Raw genomic sequence first — 15,829 nt, forward strand, 5'->3', positions numbered from 1 at the left:
TGGCAGAAGAAATTACGCAAAGGCGATATTCTTGACCGTGATATTTACCGCCGCGGTAAAGTGATTAAATCACGAGACAGAGATGGTCTAATTTCAATTCAAGTCGACGATACTGTCGTGCGTTTAGTGGAAGATACCCGAGAAATTATTTCTATTTTGAGTCGCTAATTTTGCTTGAATCGATCATGACTTATGGATTGAGTTCACTATTGGCCATGCTGCTAGTGGTCTCAATCTTGCCATTTTCATATTCCCAACATTACTTAATTCGCAGTTGTGACTTTGTACGCTTGCAAGTGGTTTACCTTGCTTGTGCGAGTTTAATTGCTGCAAGCTATTTAATCAGTCGTACGGGCTCCGCGCTTTATATTGGTTGTGCTCTGGCGAGTATCGTCGTGTTGCTTTTACAAGTCGGCTGGATTTACCCTTACACAAGGCTCGCTAATAAAGAAGTTGCCTCAAGTAATATATCCGCTAATCACAGTATTCGTATTATGTCGGCAAATGTACTGATGTCGAACACTGAATATGACAAACTCATTGGCTTAGTCAAAACGCACCAACCTGATTTCCTCATTACGTTAGAGTCTGATCAAACTTGGCAAAATAAACTGAGCAGTTTAGAACAAGAGTACCCATATCGAGTGTACTGCCCAAAAGATAATCGCTATGGCATGCACTTGTACAGCAAGTTTAGAATCAAACAACAGCAAGTTTGTGAGCTTATCGAAAGCGATATCCCCTCAATCCATATTTTGTTCGAAGATGCAGATGGCGTAGAAGTACAAGGGCACTTTATTCATCCTGCTCCCCCGAGCCCCACAGAAGAAGACAGCTCACGACCTCGTGATACTGAGTTGATAATCTTAGCGAAAGCACTTAAAAACAGACAGCGACCTTGTATTGTTGCCGGTGATCTAAATGATGTTGCATGGTCGCGTAGTACCCGCTTGTTTATGCGTATCAGTGGTTTGTTAGACCCACGTAAAGGGAGAGGTTTTTTTAATACGTTTCATGCCAGTTATTTCTTTATGCGCTGGCCACTTGATCACCTTTTTCATAGTAATGAGTTTAGTGTTAAGCGTATTGAGCGTTTGGCAAAATATGGTTCTGATCACTTTGCACTGCTGACTGAGCTTGTTTATAACCCCGATTCTGACAATCAAAAACAACAAGAGCAGATTGATAAAGAAAAAGCAGTGGATGAGTTAAAAATGCCAGCAGCGTCTAAGCAGCAAGTGCCTATGTTTAATACCAACCCGCAATAATACTTAATCATTTTGAGGGATAAAACCTGTCGCTAACTGCGTTAAAAATTTCTCATTTACGACTGCATGGATGCAGAAGGTAGAGCAATGCAGGAGCAATTGCCGAGCACAACTAAATAACGAAATTTTTGCCTTGTTATCAACGATATTTTATTGCCTCAAAATAGACTACTTAATTAAGCGGATTGGTATGAAAAGTGATTCGTTTTAGTAATAAAAAGGGCTCTAATGAGCCCTTTTTGTGGTTAGTCGTTGACCATAATGGTTTTGATATTAACAAATTCGCGTAACCCAAAGCCGCCGTGTTCACGGCCATAGCCACTGTCTTTTACACCACCAAATGGTAAGTTCGGCTGCGCAAGACCATAGCCATTGATATTAACCATGCCGGTATCAAAATGGTGCTTTGCAAGCTCAATGGCTGCTTGTTCGTCTTTTGAGAAAATACCGCCACCAAGACCATAGCGAGAGTCATTAGCAATTTGCATTGCCTCATCATTATCTTTTGCTCTGATAAGCGATGCTACAGGGCCAAATAATTCATCATCATAGGCGGGCATGCCCGGTTTAATGTTTTCAAGCAGAGTCGGGGTGTAATAAAAGCCTGTGTGCTCAGCAACGTTACCGCCGGTAACAATGCTCGCACCCGCATTTACTGAATCAGTCACTTGCTGATGAAGTTTATCGCGTAAATCTTTACGGGCCATTGGGCCGAGTGTGGTTTTTTCATCATTCGGATCACCAAGAACAACCTGTTCAAATTGCTCTTTAATTAAGGCTTTAAAATCATCGTATAAGGCATCAACCACAATAAAGCGTTTTGCTGCAACACAGGTTTGCCCGTTATTGATCAAGCGCCCTTGCGTACATGCGGTAATCGCCGTATTTAAGTCAGCATCATCGAGTACAACATAGGCATCGTTACTGCCAAGCTCAAGTACGGTTTTCTTAACCTGTTTACCTGCAAGCTCAGCAACTTTTTTGCCTGTTTCGTCACTGCCAGTAAATGTCACACCTCGAATAGCTGAGTGCTCAATAAGTTTGCTTGCGGTTTTACCGTCAATCAGTAGGTTTTTAAAGCAATAGTCATCAAAGCCAGCTTGAATAAATAATTGCTCAATTTTTTCAGCCATGCCAAATACATTGCCTGCATGTTTTAGCACCGTGGTATTACCCGCCATGATATTCGCACAAGCATAGCGAATGACTTGATAAAGCGGGAAGTTCCAAGGTTGGATACCTAAAACGACACCGATTGCTTGGTAGCTAATAATTGCACGGCCGTCTTGCATATCACGGCTTTCATCAGCAAGCACTTGTGGCCCTTGCTCTGCGGTATAGCGACAAATTGCAGCGCAAAGCTCAACTTCTTGTAGGCCTTGTTGATATAACTTGCCCATTTCATCGGTCATTAATTGGGCTAACTCTTGTTGATTAGACTCAATTACTTGTGCAAGTTGATTGAGTAATTTAGCGCGCTGCTCATGGGATGTGGTGCGCCACTTTAAAAAAGCTTGATGACATTGGTCAACTTCACTCTGTGCTTGTTGCAATGACAATAAATTATACGTATTTAAGGTTTGCTCATTGGCTGGATTGATTGTAGTTACAGTATCAGTCATCATTATCTCCTTACAAAATTGTAGGAAAAGGTTTGCAAGGCTAATACCTATTTTTATCCATTGTAGCCATCTGATTTTATTGCCTTTTATTTTAATTTAACCTTGGCTAGGTACTCTTTTTTCTGTAAAAACTGCAACAGGCTGCAAAACTTACAAGGAATACGTAATGACAAATTCTGTGTTAAATACCGAACTTGCGATTATTCAAGCGCCAATGGCGGGTGTGCAAAACGCCAAACTGACAGTGGCTGTGTGTGAAGCTGGGGGGCTTGGCTCGTTACCTTGCGCTATGCTCTCGGCTGAGCAGCTTGTCTCAGAGCTTGATTACATTAGTCAGCATACTGATAAGCCATACAACCTTAATTTCTTTTGTCACCAAACACCTGACTATACACTGGCTCAGCAAACTGCATGGCATAATGTACTTGAGCCTTATTTTGATGAGTTTGTTGTCGATGCCTCACAATTTACCCGTAACGCTTCACGCCAGCCAATTAATCAGCAAGTGATCGATATTATCGCGCCTTACAAGCCTGCCGTTGTGAGCTTTCATTTTGGCCTGCCCAGTAAAGAGATTGTTTCTCAGATTAAAGCGTGGGGCGGGGCTGTTCTTTCATCAGCCACAACGTTAGATGAAGCGCGCTGGTTACAAGCAAATGGTGCCGATGCGGTTATCGCACAAGGGATTGAAGCTGGTGGTCACCGAGGTCATTTTTTATCGATGGATTTATCGCTGCAACCAACCACTGTTCAATTGGTGCGAGAATGTGTAGAGCTTGATATAGCCGTTATTGCAGCAGGTGGAATTTGCACAGCAGAAGATGTAGCTCAGTACCAAGCATTAGGTGTATCTGCAGTGCAGGTGGGGAGCGCTTACTTACTTTGTGAAGAGGCAACAACAAGTGCTTTACACCGTGAAGTGTTAAAAACGGCTGAGCCAGACTCAACAGAATTGACGACATTATTTTCTGGCCGCCCGGCACGAGGAGTACGCAACAGAGTGATGCAAGAGTTAGGGGCGATGCCAGAGCAAGCGCCGCCTTTTCCGTATGCGTCGATTGCGATGACGGCATTACGTGCAAAAGCAGAGGCTAAAGGTGACAGTGGTTTTTCACCGCTTTGGTGTGGTGAGCGCTTTGTGGTTCGAGAAGGTATAAACGCTCAGCAAATGACTAAACTACTAATGCAAGGTTGGCAATCTTGATAGATACCCAGTTACTTCCACTTGGTGATAGTTACCATCAACTAGCCTGTGAATTTCGTAACAAGCTTGCTGGGCAATGCGCCATAAAGCGTTACGCTAAAGGTGATGTTTTATTACAACAAGGGGACGAACAAGATGCAGGTTACTTAATTATATCTGGGGTGCTTGGGGCATTACATGCATCATCGCAAGGCGGGCAAAAGTGTAAAGAGTTCTACTTTCAAGATGAATTTGCACTGCTATATGGTAACTGGTTAGCCAAAACCCCAGCGCTTTACCAGCTCAAAGTGATACGTGATGCTGAGCTTGTTAAGGTGCCTTTGGTTTTACTTGATAGTGCCGACTGGCAAGCAATTAAACATCAGTTAGTTAGTCAGCAATTATTGTTTAAAGAAGCAAAAGAAGCGTTTTTATTACTCAATACCCCTGAGCAGCGTTACCAATATTTACTGGAACAAAAACCGCATTGGCTTGAACAACTGAGTTTAAACGAGGTTGCTATGTATTTAGGGATCTCTGCGATTTCTTTATCGCGAATTAGACGGCGTCTTAACTTAAGTTAAGGCGTAGCAAAACAGTGAACATTACACTGCTGATTTTTCAGGAGTCGTTATGTTTATTTTATCTCAGTGCCTAGTTGCCATTGCCACATTACTCGATTTGGCTTCTTTTCAATTTAAACAAAGACAGGCAATTTTAGCTTGTTTGTTTAGCTCGGTTTTACTGACATCTGTGCACTTTATGTTGCTCGAAAACTTTAGTGCAGCAAGCTTAATGCTGATTGCTGCACTGCGTTATGGCTATTGTATTTTTGCCCGCAAAAGCTGGGTGATGATAGCTTTTATGCTTTTGAGTATTAGCGCAGTACTATTTACTTGGCATAGCTGGGTGAGCTTTATCGCGCTGTCGGCAACATTACTGCAAACCTACGCTTCATTCCAAGGCAAAGACTTTACCTTACGCATGCTGATGATTGTTGGCACGATTGGCTGGATAGTCCATAACATCTTGGTTTTTTCACCATTGGCAGTGCTTATGGAGACGGTTTTTTTAATAAGTAATTTAGTGGGCTTATGGCGCTTTTATGCTCACCCTAAGCCCGCTTAAATCTGATTTAAGACTTACCTAACATGCGGCTCAGCATGCCATCTTTGTCAACAAACTGGTGTTTAAGTGCTGCGGCAATGTGCAAGGCTAAAATCACTACGATAATAAGCACTGAACTGTGGTGCACTAAGCTGCCTGCATCAGCAAGCCAAGGTGTTTTCTCTGGTGCGCTCAATAGCTCAAACTCAAAGAAGCTAATTGCACGGCCGCCCGCATAGCTCATGATAAAGCCAGACAACGGCATAGCTAGGGTCGCAAGTAACAATAAGCCATGAGTGAGGTGAGCAATTACGGTTTGCCATTTAGGCATGTCAGATGTTGCAGGTAATGCGCCTTCTTTTATGCGCCAAATAAGCCTTGCGATGGCAAAAACTAATACTACTAAGCCCATTGATTTATGCCATCCCATATAAGTAAATTTAGCGGGTGGCTCGGCAAAATCAGCAACATAAATGCCCATCGCAAATACGCCGATAAACAAAATGGCAACGGTCCAATGTAACAGGATGGTTGGCTTAGAAAGGGCAGCTACTTTACTCATGGTTGACTCTCATAATTGGCTTTAATTATAAGTATAGACTGCCCCAATAGCTGAGGGTTGCGTAAAGTAATGTAAAAAACTTAAAGAGTGTCAGCAATCAGCTTTAATAAAAAGGTCTCGCGCTGAATCGATAAGCCCTGTTTTTCACTCATTGCCATGGTGGTTTCGTTGTGTGCGATGGCATCAAATATATTCACCCACTTAGGTTGCATGCCATTTTGCACTTCGTAGTGCTCCATTTTTGGGTCTGCAAATTCATCGCTAATTTCACAGAAGTAGCAATAGGATTTGATATGAACACAATCAAAGTCGTCTTTATACCAAGGCCTCACTTCTTCGTATAATCCTAGAGGCTGCTTTATTTGAATTTGTAATGCCCCAGTTTCTTCATGAAGTTCTCGCAGGAGCCCTTGCTCAATACTTTCGCCTTTATCAACCCCGCCACCCGGTAAACTGTAGTCATCATAACGAGCGGTGTATAAAAGTAGTATTTGTTCACCTTTTAAAACAATGGCGCGGGCAGTGTTACGAATAAATACAGTGCCGTAGTCGTTTCCTAAACTTAGGTGAATAACTTTTCTTAATAACTTCATATGATTACAACTTAATAACTTAAAATAAGTACAGCTCAGCTTAATTTTGAGTAGGCAATAATAACCCGTTTCTAGTATTTTTCTCACTTTTTACCCTAAAGTGGAACTAAATGCAGTAATATGGTCGTAATTTGAATTCAATTAGTATCTAACGCGCTTTATTTTATTTTTATTGGAACTAAGCGTAGAATGATTAAAAAAGCTTATGGAATAAATATGTTAAACGTACTTTTAGTTGATGATGACAGTGAGTTTAGTGATGTAGTTTGTCACATTGTTGAGTTCCTCGGGCACAATATAAATACCGCAGCGAACCTTGCTGAAGCTGAGCAATGGTTTGAAAACAACACGTTTGACCATGTTTTTTTAGATTTTATGTTGCCAGATGGCAGCGGTCTACATTTGCTTGAGCACTTAAAAGCAATCGGTCAATCGCCTCGTGTTACGTTAATCTCAGGGCATCCTTCAGTAAAGGGTAAGTTGGCTGAAATGTGTGAGCCTAATGTTGGTCACCTAGTCAAACCACTACAACGAGAAGATATAGAACGGGTACTCAACCCGAAAAAAGCAAGCCCTAAGAAAAAAGCAACGCCAGCTATAAAGCGCCACTTTGGCACCTTAATTGGTGAATCTGAGGTGATGCAAAAGCTTTACACTATGATTGAGCGTGTTGCAGCAACTTCTGCCAATGTAATGTTGATGGGGGAAAGTGGTGCTGGTAAAGAAGTGGTTGCTCAGGCAATTCACAACGCCACTGAGTGTGATGGCCCTTTAGTAGCAACTAACTGTGGTGCATTTTCTAAAGAGCTGATTGGTAGCGAACTTTTCGGCCATGAAAAGGGCGCATTTACAGGCGCTATTGCACGTAAAGAGGGGGTGTTTGAGCAAGCTGCTGGTGGTACTTTGTTTTTAGATGAAGTGACAGAAATGCCCATTGATATGCAGCCAAACTTACTACGTGTACTCGAAAGTAAAAAAGTAACTCGAGTGGGTGGAACCAAAGAGCAAGCGGTAAATTGCCGCGTTATTTCTGCAACCAACCGCACCTTGACCGACCTTGCGCAAAATAATGTTATTCGTGAAGACATTTACTTTCGTTTAGCGGTATTCCCTATTGATATTCCACCGCTTCGTGAGCGCAAAGAAGATATTCCATTGCTTGCCAATGCTTTTTTAGAGCAGCTTAATGATGAAAACGGCACCGACTTTAAATGGCAAGCAGCGCAAATCAAAGAACTTGAGGCCCATGATTGGCCTGGTAACGTGCGTGAACTTCGCCATGCTATACACCGTGCCTTTATCATGAGTGACCCTAAAGGCTCCGTTATTACTTTACCTGATTCGTTAGAATCACCGTTTTCTAAAGTGAATAAAGAGAGCCAAGCAAACCAAGTTGTTGCAGGGCAAACCATTGAAGAAGTTGAAAAAGAATTGATCCACGCGACTTTAGATAAAGTACAAGGTAATAAGACGATTGCTGCGCAAATGCTGGGGATCAGTACGAAAACACTTTATAACCGTTTAAATGCTTATGGGGGCATTGGCGAATACAAATAACTAAGGATAGCTATGAGTAACAACGAGTCTTTACGAAAAATGGTGCACGATGCTCGTGCACCGCTAAACCGTATTTCGATGAATGCAGAGTTAGTTAAGCTCGTATTAGAAAATGATATGCCTAAGCAAAAAGCGCTCGAGGCATTAGATAAAATAATTACAAACTGTCAGCAGTGCAGTGAACACTTACAAGAAATAAGTGACACTCACGCAGCAGATTGAGCACTCATTGATTGGGAAGCAAATGCAAAAACAAAAAGGAAAAATAGCGGTCAGTTGGGCTGGCTTTATTGCCGTGGTGCTGTGTATCGTGGTGGCGAATGCTTTTTTAGCCCTCAATAGCATTCGCTCTCTAACAGAAACACAAAGTAGTCTTGATAATACTAACTCACTTAATACTGCAATAGAGCGGCTACATTTATCTGTAGTACAGGCTGAGTCAGGTCAGCGAGGTTATCTTCTTAGTGACCGAGAAGATTATTTACTGCCTTACAATGATGCTATCGCTTCAATGCAAGCGCAGATCATGCTTGTGAAAAGCTTGCATTCAGAAATTCCCGGTCAAGCAGACCGCATTGCTCGTTTAATTCATTTAGTAAACGATAAAGTCGCAGTGATGACTAAAACCACCGATCTGGCTCTTGCAAATAAAGACGTGAAAGCTCGCCGCTTGTTATTAACAGACCAAGGTCGTGATTTATATAAAGATATTCGCGCTGGAGTTGATGAAATTCAAATGCGTGAGCTTAATTTTAAAATAGAGCAGTTTGCAAAGCTCTCACAAATTAAAAACGAAGCGAAGTTAACATTTGCGATTACTGCAGTGACAAGTGCTTTACTGCTTATTGGTATGTTTGTGTTAACCCGTATCAACATACGCAATCAAGCTAAGTACCGAGCTGACCTTGAAAAACAAAACGAAAACTTGGCGGCAAAGGTTGCAGAACGTACGCAAGAGTTAACCATCTATTCAGATGAGCTAAGTCGCTCAAATAGAGAGCTTGAAGACTTTGCCTTTGTTGCAAGTCATGATTTACAAGAACCACTGCGTAAGATTCAAGCCTTCAGTGACCGCCTTGAAAAGATGTTTAAAGATGAGCTCGGCGAAAAAGGGGTTGATTACATTAATCGTATGAAAAATGCCGCTCAGCGTATGTCTAATTTAATCAATGACCTACTTGAATTCTCACGCGTAACCACTCGTGGTAAGGACTTTGTTGATACAGATTTGAATGAAGTCGTTGCAGAGGTACTTGATGATCTTGAAATCGCAATAAAAGAATCTGAGACCACGGTTAACCTCGATACCTTACCGCATATTCAAGCAGACCCGAGTCAAATGCTACAGTTGTTCTTAAACATTCTGTCGAATGCAGTAAAGTTTAGACGTGAGAATGTTGCGCCTGTCATTGATATTGCATATCAGCGAATTTCAGAATTTAGCGAAGTTCATCACACTGATGTAGAGTGGGAAGTTATTACAATTTCAGATAACGGAATTGGCTTTTCAGAAGAATACCTAGAAAAAATATTTGTTCCGTTCCAGCGGTTACATGGCCGTTCGCAATACAAAGGCACAGGCATAGGACTATCGGTTTGTCGCCGTATTGTGGAGCGCCATGGCGGAGAAATAACAGCAAGTAGTCACGTTGGTGAGGGTGCAAGCTTCACTCTTAAATTACCCGTGGAAACATCGCTTTTCACACTACAAGGAGAGGCGTAATGCCACTTAATAAAGTTAAACCAATAACCATTTTAATGGCTGATGACGACGAAGATGATCGTTTATTAACCCAAGATGCATTGGCCGAAAGCCGTGTATTAAACGAGTTGTTTTTTGTTGAAGACGGTGTAGAACTGCTTGAATACCTTGAGCGTAAAGGCAAATTTAGTGAAAAAGAAAGCTCACCGCGCCCGGGCTTGATTTTACTCGATTTGAATATGCCGCGTATGGACGGCCGTGAAGCTTTACAAGCAATCAAAGCTAACCCTAACTTGAAGGGTATTCCGGTGGTGATTTTAACTACATCAAAACAAGAAGAAGATATGGTTAAAGGCTACGACTTAGGGGCTGCATCATACATTACTAAGCCAGTTACTTTTGAAGGTTTAGTCGAGTTAATGCAAACATTAGGGAAATACTGGGTAGAGTTTGTAGAGCTGCCAACACCACAGAACGATTAATTCCAATTTGCGATAATATTTTATTAAGCAAATTGCTATAAGGAATAACAATGTTAGATAAGGTAACCCGATTACTCTTAGTAGAAGACGACGAAGACGATTATATTCTTACTTGCGACTACCTAGAGCAATTAGGTTCCCATACATTCGATGTTGAGTGGTTAAGTTGCCCTGAACAGGCCATCAGTGTGCTGAGCGAAAACAAGCATGATATTTGTTTGTTAGATTATCGTTTAGGTGCCTCTGATGGTCTCGAAGTGCTAAAACGGGCCGTTGATAATGGTTTTCGCGGTCCGATTATCATGCTTACCGGGCAATCAGATGAAGCACTCGATTCTGCAGCGCTTGATGCCGGTGCGGTTGATTACCTTGTTAAAAACGAGATGAACTCTAGCCGTTTTGCCCGCGCTATTCGTTATGCGTTAGCACGACGAGATGTTGAAGATGAGCGTGTTGAACGCTTAAAAGCTGAAGCAGAAAACCGTTCTAAAGACCGTTTTTTGGCGCATTTAAGCCATGAGTTACGTACGCCCCTGTCATCCATCTTGGGTTATACCGAGTTACTAATGCAAAGTGGTAAGAACCAGCATGCCCAAAACGAGCTGGGTGTGATTTACCGAAATGGTAAGCATCTACTGAGCTTACTTAATGACGTGCTCGACCTATCAAAAATTGCTGCTGATAAACTTGAGCTCAATTGCAGTGATGTCAATTTAGATAGCCTAATGGCGGACGTATATACCTTAATGCGCGTCTCAGCCGTTGATAAAGGCTTAACACTTAAATTTGAATCTCAGCAAGCCTTACCTTTAGTTGTCAACACAGACGCGACGCGGTTACGCCAAATCCTAATTAACATCATCAACAATGCAATTAAGTTTACTAACCAAGGCGAGATCACAGTGCGTGCTTGGACTGCTTGGGTTAATGAGCGCGAAATGCTGTTTTTTAGTATTAAAGACACAGGTCTTGGAATCCCAGCCGAAAAACAAGCTTTGATCTTTAAACCATTTGAACAAATTGCCGATGTAGAATCCCGAGATGTGGGTGGAGCAGGGCTTGGCCTCGCCATTTGTTCTGAGCTACTTAGTCGAATGCAAGGCTCAATTGAGCTTGAGTCTACGCAAGGCGTGGGCTCAGAATTTACCCTTTCTATCTACCCGGGCAACATTCGTGATGTTGAGCGCCAAGTACTGCGTTTTGATTCAAACCCAGATTGCCAACAAAAATTAGCCACCCTTGAAACCAGTGGTCGGGTATTAGTGGTCGACGACTTAAAAGATTTACGTAACCTAGTAGGTCATATGATCACTATGACCGGTGCTGAAGTGGAATACGCAGAACACGGTAAACAAGCTATTGAGAAAGTCGCTAGTGCAGAACAAGCGGGTGAGCCTTTTGATATTGTTTTTATTGATTTGCATATGCCGGTTATGGGCGGTAAAGAAGCCACTATTGAACTTCGTAAAATAGGTTATCAAGGGCCAATTATCGCGCTTACTGCAGCCACCATGAAAGGGGTGAAAACTGAGTTAAGCGCGCTGGGTTTTAACGATATGATTGCCAAGCCGGTTGATTCTGGGTTGCTTTACCAAGTGCTTAATCATTATATTTGCGAAGGCAATACTGCACCTGTGGTTGAGCAAGACGACAGCCCTGAAATGACCAACCAAAGCACGCGTTATTTATTGGTTGAAGACGACAGTGATGCGGCACAGATTACCCAATTATTGCTTGAAAGCTTAGGTGTTGAAACTGTCATAGCGCCAAGTTGTGCCGCTTGTCTTGAGACACTGAGTGACGACCAAAATTTTGCTAAAGTATTACTGGATATGCATTTGCCTGATGGTGGAGGGCTAGATTTAGCAAAAGAAATTAAACAGCGCCACCCCGACTTAAAATTAGTCATTGTAAGTGGCGCCGAACCAGAGCCAGAAAGAATTAAACAACTTGATATAGAACAAGTGCTGTTAAAACCGATTAATCTTGGCTTGTTATCCGAGCTTATTGCTGACTAATTGAATGCCTGACTACAAGTTCAGGTTCAAATAGCGTTTGTAACGGCGGTGTTTGTTTTTGATAAACTTGGTTTAATACCCAGTCAGCAGCCATGCGGCCCATTTCATTTATGGGGTAATTAATGGTGGTTAATTGTGGGTAAACGTGACGGGTGAAAAACACGTTATCGTAGCCCATAATCGACAATTGCTTAGGTAACGTTAGCCCTAAATCGCGTGCGCTTGCCATGGCACCCACTGCCATTTCATCATTAGCACAGATAAGCGCCGTGAATGGATGCGTTTGTTGATGAAGCGCTTTTAACCCCTCGTAACCGCTCGCTTCCATGAAATCACCTTGAAATAAGAGGTTTTCATCAAACTCAAGGTTAAACTCAGCCAGCGCTTGTTTGTGGCCTTCTAGGCGGTCTTTGGCATCTTGCTTCCAAGCTGGTCCACTGATGTAGGCAATGTCTTTATGACCTTGTTCTAGAACATGTTTAGTCGCTAGATAACCGCCTTTAATATTATTAAGCAAAATGCAGCGGTCACTGAGTTCGCTGATATAGCGGTTGATTAGTACAAACGGAGTACGGCCTTTGCTAAGTTTAATTAGGTAGTCGTCGCTGACAGCTTCAACATGCAAAATAAGCGCATCGCAGTTACGGCTAATTAAAAATTCAATCCCTTGTTTTTCTCGTTCTTCATCACTGTGACCTGCAGCAATAATCAGGTGTTTGCCTTGATTACGAAAGGTATTTTCAATGCCGCTCATCATAGGCCCGTAAAATGGACCTTGTAATTCAGAGACCAGTAGACCAACACTGTTCGAGCAATTTGATGCCAGTGACTGAGCAATTGAGTTAGGTCTATAGCCAAGCTCATCCATTGCGGCAGTGACCTTTTTACGTGTTGCATCACTGACATTTGCATTGTTGTTCATTACTCGCGAAACGGTTGCAAGAGAAACGCCTGCAAGTTTCGACACCTCGTAAATGGTGGCCATGTTATTCCTTTTTAAACAAAGTTATGGATGCTTTTTTAACGATAAATCGGCACTGATCCGCTCAACCGTTTGATTGTCAAGAATATACCTTTTCATGATAAATGCGACAAGCATACTACCTATTGCTGGGTAAAGGGTAAATGAAATTAAGATACCCGAGAGCGTGTGTTCACTGAGTTCGGTATTGGCTTCATAGCCATAAAATGCCAATAACCAACCTGCAATGGCACCGCCAAGAGCAAGGCCAAGCTTAATAAAAAAGACCACGCTTGCGTAGACTAGGCCTGTTAGCCTTTCACCGGTTTTCCATTGCCCATAATCTATGGTGTCGGCCATTTTTGCCCACAGTAACGGAGTTGCCATTTGCGTGAAAAAACACCACAAAAAGTACACCGCAAAGGCAAGTATCAGTTGTTCGCCCGGCAACCAAAACGCCACACAACTAATTGCTGCAGAGATGTATTGCAAACGAATATAGGCAGTTTTCTTATCAACGCGTTTACTAAGAGGGTTTGCACAGGCACAGCCCAGAATATTACCTATCATGCCGATGGTAACAAAGTAGGTGACCAGCTCGGCTTCACCAAGTACATATTTTACATAGTAAATGGCAAGGGTGGTGCGCAGTACCATACTGGTTAACAGCATAAATGCAGCAAAGCACAACACTTTAAATGGGCCATTTTGCCATAGCGTGTTCATACGGGTTTTCCAGCTCAACGATGAGCTGTTATGAGCAGCTACGCGCTCTTTGGTAAAGCGAAAACAAATCAAAAATAAGATCACACCTAAGCCGCTCATCAGGGCCATAGTGAGTTGGTAGCCCGTGGCGTTATCACCTTTGCCAAGCCAGTTTACCAAAGGCAAAGTACAGGCACTGACAATTAAGCCGCCCAGCATACCAAACACAAAGCGATAAGATTGAATGGATACTCGCTCTTTAGGGTCGCCACTTAATACCCCACCTAACGCTGAGTAAGGAATGTTAATCGCGGTGTACACCAGCATCAGCAAAGTGTAAGTGACAAAGGCGTAAATGACTTTGCCTGACTCAGGCAAGTCTGGCGTGGTGAAGGTGATCATGCTGATCACCCCAAATGGTAAAGCGAGCCAGAGTAAGTAGGGGCGATAGCTTCCCCACCTAGTGCGAGTTGAATCGGTTAAGGCTCCCATTAATGGGTCGGTGATGGCATCAACGACTCTCACCACCAAAAACAAGGTGCCAACAATCGCGGGTGAAATACCAAAGATATCAGTATAGAAAAAAGTTAAAAATAACATCACCGTTTGAAAGATGATATTACTTGCTGTGTCGCCTAATCCGTAGGCTATTTTTTCTCTTTTTGTCAGCATGTGTGTTCTCGATTGTTGTTATTTTTATCGCTGTTTGAGTAGCGCGCGATATTGTTTTGCGCTTTCTTTTAAAATGCGTTGTTGGCTTTGGTAGTCAATATAAACTAACCCAAAGCGCTTTTCGTAGCCATAGGCCCACTCAAAGTTGTCCATTAAGCTCCACGCAAAGTAGCCTTGAATATCGACGCCTTGGCGAATTGCATCACACACTGCATTTAAATGAGTGTGATAATAATCTACGCGTTCTATGTCGTTCACTTCACCATTTTCTAATGTATCGGCCATGGCTGCGCCATTTTCGGTAATGTACATTTTTGGTAAATCATATTGCTGATGCAATGATACTAAAAGCTCAGTTAAGCCTTGAGGATAAACTTCCCAGCCCATATCGGTAACACGAACATCCGCAAGGTTTGCTTCTTCAAACCAGCCATCAGCGGTATTTTTGTAGTGTATGCGGGTATAATAGTTAACGCCAATAAAGTCGACGGCTTGACGAATAATTGCCATATCGCCAGCAATAATAATTGGTTTAACTTCATCTGCTAAATCATCCATTAAAGAGGGGTAAGCACCTTCTAAAACCGCTTTGATATACCATTGATTGTGGTATTGATCAGCAAGCTCTGCGGCTTTTTTATCATCTTCGGTTAAAGGATACGTTGGGCTGAAGTTTAATACGATACCTGCTTCTGTGCTTGGGCAGTTTTTACGTAATACTTGCATAGCAAGGCCGTGGGCGAGTAGTAAGTGGTGCGCTGCTTGTCGGCCAGCTTGTTGTGATTTTATGCCAGGTGCATGTACACCCACTTCATAGCCTAAATAAGCGCTACAAAATGGTTCGTTCAAGGTGGCGAATGAATCAACCAAATGGCCTAAATGTTGAGTAACAAGTTCGGCATAGTCTTTAAATTTATAGGCTGTTTCGCGATTTAACCAGCCGCCATTATCTTCAAGGTATTGAGGTAAATCCCAGTGATATAAGGTGACATAGGTTTTAATGTTACGCGCTTTTAAAGCCGTTAATAACTGAACATAAAACGCCATACCTTGCTCGTTAACCGAGCCATCTTGCTGCATGACCCTTGGCCACGAAATAGATAAGCGGTAAGCATCGACAGCCAAATCTGCAATCATCTCGACATCTTGCTGCCAACGTGCAACATGGTCACAAGCTACATCGCCATGGCTTTGGTCAGCAATAGCGCCAGGCTTTTCGCAAAATGTATCCCAGATACAATCAAGGCGCTTATCGCGTGCCCCTTCAATCTGGAATGAAGCTGTTGCCACACCGAACGTGAACTCGGGCTTGAGTAAAGATGAATCTGGTAACAGTGAAATTGATTTATACACAGTAGATACTCGTCCTTCGGGTTAAGTGTAAGGCTTGGTAAATT

Annotated in this window: 15 protein-coding genes; 9 read left to right on the forward strand and 6 right to left on the reverse strand. The window is 42.5% G+C overall.

All coding sequences use genetic code 11. From position 1 onward, the window contains the following. Window positions 1-185: 185 nt before the first annotated feature. Window positions 186-1,268: an endonuclease/exonuclease/phosphatase family protein gene (locus tag CWC02_RS01385; protein WP_138616035.1), complete on the forward strand. Its 1,083-nt coding sequence runs from the start codon at window positions 186-188 to the stop codon at window positions 1,266-1,268. A gap of 245 nt (window positions 1,269-1,513) precedes the next feature. Here CWC02_RS01385 and CWC02_RS01390 read toward each other — a convergent pair whose 3' ends face one another. Then, the gene (locus CWC02_RS01390) at window positions 1,514-2,890 is read right to left on the reverse strand and encodes an NAD-dependent succinate-semialdehyde dehydrogenase (protein WP_138616074.1); all 1,377 of its coding nucleotides are present in this window, start codon (window positions 2,888-2,890) and stop codon (window positions 1,514-1,516) included. Window positions 2,891-3,056: 166 nt separating this feature from the next. On the opposite strand from CWC02_RS01390, the gene CWC02_RS01395 reads away from it, so the two are divergent. The 3 genes from CWC02_RS01395 to CWC02_RS01405 are packed head-to-tail and all read left to right on the forward strand — an operon-like array spanning window position 3,057 to window position 5,201. After that, on the forward strand, window positions 3,057-4,094 hold the full coding sequence (locus CWC02_RS01395; RefSeq protein ID WP_138616037.1) for an NAD(P)H-dependent flavin oxidoreductase: 1,038 nt from the start codon (window positions 3,057-3,059) through the stop codon (window positions 4,092-4,094). Further along, window positions 4,091-4,657: a Crp/Fnr family transcriptional regulator gene (locus tag CWC02_RS01400; protein ID WP_138616039.1), complete on the forward strand. Its 567-nt coding sequence runs from the start codon at window positions 4,091-4,093 to the stop codon at window positions 4,655-4,657. Before CWC02_RS01395 ends, CWC02_RS01400 begins: the two co-directional genes overlap by 4 nt. A 49-nt stretch (window positions 4,658-4,706) precedes the next feature. Next, complete coding sequence (locus CWC02_RS01405) at window positions 4,707-5,201, forward strand: YgjV family protein (protein ID WP_138616041.1); 495 nt, start codon at window positions 4,707-4,709, stop codon at window positions 5,199-5,201. A 7-nt stretch (window positions 5,202-5,208) separates the two neighbouring features. Here the strand turns inward: CWC02_RS01405 and CWC02_RS01410 are convergent, their stop codons facing one another. Continuing rightward, entirely contained in the window at window positions 5,209-5,742 is a 534-nt protein-coding gene (locus CWC02_RS01410; protein ID WP_138616043.1) for a cytochrome b, read from the reverse strand. 80 nt (window positions 5,743-5,822) lie between these two features. Further along, the gene (locus tag CWC02_RS01415; protein WP_138616045.1) at window positions 5,823-6,335 is read right to left on the reverse strand and encodes an NUDIX hydrolase; all 513 of its coding nucleotides are present in this window, start codon (window positions 6,333-6,335) and stop codon (window positions 5,823-5,825) included. Window positions 6,336-6,551: 216 nt separating this feature from the next. Here CWC02_RS01415 and CWC02_RS01420 point away from each other — a divergent pair, with 216 nt between their 5' ends. From CWC02_RS01420 to CWC02_RS01440, 5 genes are read left to right on the forward strand one after another with little or no spacing between them, the layout of a single operon-like run. Next, a complete protein-coding gene (locus tag CWC02_RS01420) occupies window positions 6,552-7,892 on the forward strand; it encodes a sigma-54-dependent transcriptional regulator (protein WP_054552612.1) in 1,341 nt (446 codons plus the stop codon). Between the two features lie 12 nt (window positions 7,893-7,904). Next, window positions 7,905-8,114 (forward strand): histidine kinase, encoded by a 210-nt coding sequence (locus tag CWC02_RS01425; protein WP_054552611.1) that lies wholly within the window; start codon window positions 7,905-7,907, stop codon window positions 8,112-8,114. Window positions 8,115-8,136: 22 nt separating this feature from the next. Then, window positions 8,137-9,615, forward strand: coding sequence for a sensor histidine kinase (locus CWC02_RS01430; protein WP_138600356.1), 1,479 nt, complete (start codon window positions 8,137-8,139; stop codon window positions 9,613-9,615). Then, window positions 9,615-10,076 (forward strand): response regulator, encoded by a 462-nt coding sequence (locus CWC02_RS01435; RefSeq protein ID WP_054552609.1) that lies wholly within the window; start codon window positions 9,615-9,617, stop codon window positions 10,074-10,076. Before CWC02_RS01430 ends, CWC02_RS01435 begins: the two co-directional genes overlap by 1 nt. A 50-nt stretch (window positions 10,077-10,126) precedes the next feature. Continuing rightward, entirely contained in the window at window positions 10,127-12,094 is a 1,968-nt protein-coding gene (locus CWC02_RS01440) for a response regulator (RefSeq protein WP_138616047.1), read from the forward strand. Here the strand turns inward: CWC02_RS01440 and CWC02_RS01445 are convergent. The 3 genes from CWC02_RS01445 to CWC02_RS01455 are packed head-to-tail and all read right to left on the reverse strand — an operon-like array spanning window position 12,081 to window position 15,785. Beyond that, window positions 12,081-13,079 (reverse strand): LacI family DNA-binding transcriptional regulator, encoded by a 999-nt coding sequence (locus CWC02_RS01445; RefSeq protein WP_138600360.1) that lies wholly within the window; start codon window positions 13,077-13,079, stop codon window positions 12,081-12,083. The two genes, CWC02_RS01440 and CWC02_RS01445, sit on opposite strands and share 14 nt — an antisense overlap. Before the next feature lie 21 nt (window positions 13,080-13,100). Continuing rightward, entirely contained in the window at window positions 13,101-14,432 is a 1,332-nt protein-coding gene (locus CWC02_RS01450; RefSeq protein ID WP_138616049.1) for a glycoside-pentoside-hexuronide (GPH):cation symporter, read from the reverse strand. 24 nt (window positions 14,433-14,456) lie between these two features. Beyond that, window positions 14,457-15,785, reverse strand: a complete 1,329-nt coding sequence (locus CWC02_RS01455; RefSeq protein ID WP_138616051.1) for a GH1 family beta-glucosidase — start codon at window positions 15,783-15,785, stop codon at window positions 14,457-14,459. Between the last annotated feature and the right edge of the window lie 44 nt (window positions 15,786-15,829).

Origin of the sequence: Pseudoalteromonas sp. S2721, from assembly GCF_005887425.1 — a bacterium.
GTDB classification, from domain to species: domain Bacteria; phylum Pseudomonadota; class Gammaproteobacteria; order Enterobacterales; family Alteromonadaceae; genus Pseudoalteromonas; species Pseudoalteromonas simplex.

Bases quoted from the DNA above. Each gene is read 5' to 3' on its own strand.
- CWC02_RS01385 (WP_138616035.1), top strand. From the start codon at position 186: ATGACTTATGGATTGAGTTCACTATTGGCCATGCTGCTAGTGGTCTCA.
- CWC02_RS01390 (WP_138616074.1), bottom strand. From the start codon at position 2,890: ATGACTGATACTGTAACTACAATCAATCCAGCCAATGAGCAAACCTTA.
- CWC02_RS01395 (WP_138616037.1), top strand. From the start codon at position 3,057: ATGACAAATTCTGTGTTAAATACCGAACTTGCGATTATTCAAGCGCCA.
- CWC02_RS01405 (WP_138616041.1), top strand. From the start codon at position 4,707: ATGTTTATTTTATCTCAGTGCCTAGTTGCCATTGCCACATTACTCGAT.
- CWC02_RS01410 (WP_138616043.1), bottom strand. From the start codon at position 5,742: ATGAGTAAAGTAGCTGCCCTTTCTAAGCCAACCATCCTGTTACATTGG.
- CWC02_RS01415 (WP_138616045.1), bottom strand. From the start codon at position 6,335: ATGAAGTTATTAAGAAAAGTTATTCACCTAAGTTTAGGAAACGACTAC.
- CWC02_RS01420 (WP_054552612.1), top strand. From the start codon at position 6,552: ATGTTAAACGTACTTTTAGTTGATGATGACAGTGAGTTTAGTGATGTA.
- CWC02_RS01425 (WP_054552611.1), top strand. From the start codon at position 7,905: ATGAGTAACAACGAGTCTTTACGAAAAATGGTGCACGATGCTCGTGCA.
- CWC02_RS01430 (WP_138600356.1), top strand. From the start codon at position 8,137: ATGCAAAAACAAAAAGGAAAAATAGCGGTCAGTTGGGCTGGCTTTATT.
- CWC02_RS01435 (WP_054552609.1), top strand. From the start codon at position 9,615: ATGCCACTTAATAAAGTTAAACCAATAACCATTTTAATGGCTGATGAC.
- CWC02_RS01440 (WP_138616047.1), top strand. From the start codon at position 10,127: ATGTTAGATAAGGTAACCCGATTACTCTTAGTAGAAGACGACGAAGAC.
- CWC02_RS01445 (WP_138600360.1), bottom strand. From the start codon at position 13,079: ATGGCCACCATTTACGAGGTGTCGAAACTTGCAGGCGTTTCTCTTGCA.
- CWC02_RS01450 (WP_138616049.1), bottom strand. From the start codon at position 14,432: ATGCTGACAAAAAGAGAAAAAATAGCCTACGGATTAGGCGACACAGCA.